This is a genomic window from Psychromonas sp. B3M02 (assembly GCF_003318165.1).
In the GTDB taxonomy this organism is placed as follows: domain Bacteria; phylum Pseudomonadota; class Gammaproteobacteria; order Enterobacterales; family Psychromonadaceae; genus Psychromonas.
Window position 1 is genome coordinate 2,769 of record NZ_QOCB01000043.1, and the last position, 724, is coordinate 3,492.

The following is a 724-nucleotide window of genomic DNA, read 5'->3' on the forward strand; positions in this document are numbered from 1 at the left end:
TAAGTCTGTAGGTGGTAAAACCTTAGCGATGTGGTTCCCTATCTTTATCTTCTTTGCTTTAGTGTTTGAGCATGCTGTGGTGAATATGTACTTATTCCCATTAGGTATGATGCTAGGCGCTGAATTTACTATTATGGATTGGTTAACGTGGAATCAATTACCAGTTACATTAGGTAATATTGTTGGTGGTTTAATCTTTACTGGGATGGCATTGTACGTAACACATGCTAAAACATTACCGGCGAAACAAGCTTAAGCGATAACATTGAGGGTAGTTAATAGAGAATTAACTACCCTCATTTATTATTTATCCAGCTAAATCCATATATAACCAAACCATATATGCGATGTAACCTAACAATAATAAACCGCCTTCTACACGTCCTAAAATGCTTTTCTTACCTTTATGCCAAGCAATAGAGAAAACGATTAATGCAATGGTTAATCCAAGCATTACTGGGTAATCTCGCGAAATAACTGCTGGGTCAAAACTACCTGGTCTGATTAAGCCTGGTAACGCCATAACACCTAAGATGTTAAACATATTAGAGCCAATGATATTACCCACTGCAAGGTCAAACTCTTTCTTACGGGCTGCAGCAATAGTAGTGGCTAACTCAGGTAAACTAGTACCAATCGCCACAATCGTTAAACCAATAATGAGGTCACTGATTTGGAAGTACTCTGCCACTTCGATTGAGCCCCATACTAGTAAGCGCGAAGA

2 protein-coding genes are annotated in these 724 nt (G+C 38.5%); one reads left to right on the top strand and one right to left on the bottom strand.

Going from position 1 to position 724, the window contains the following annotated elements:
* The coding region (locus tag DS885_RS06300) for a formate/nitrite transporter family protein (RefSeq protein ID WP_147232330.1) at window positions 1-256 on the top strand (256 nt) is incomplete at its 5' end.
* A gap of 51 nt (window positions 257-307) precedes the next feature.
* On the opposite strand, the gene DS885_RS06305 is transcribed toward DS885_RS06300, so the two are convergent.
* Window positions 308-724: sodium:calcium antiporter (locus DS885_RS06305; protein WP_369007749.1), on the bottom strand; the 417-nt coding region annotated here is incomplete at its 5' end.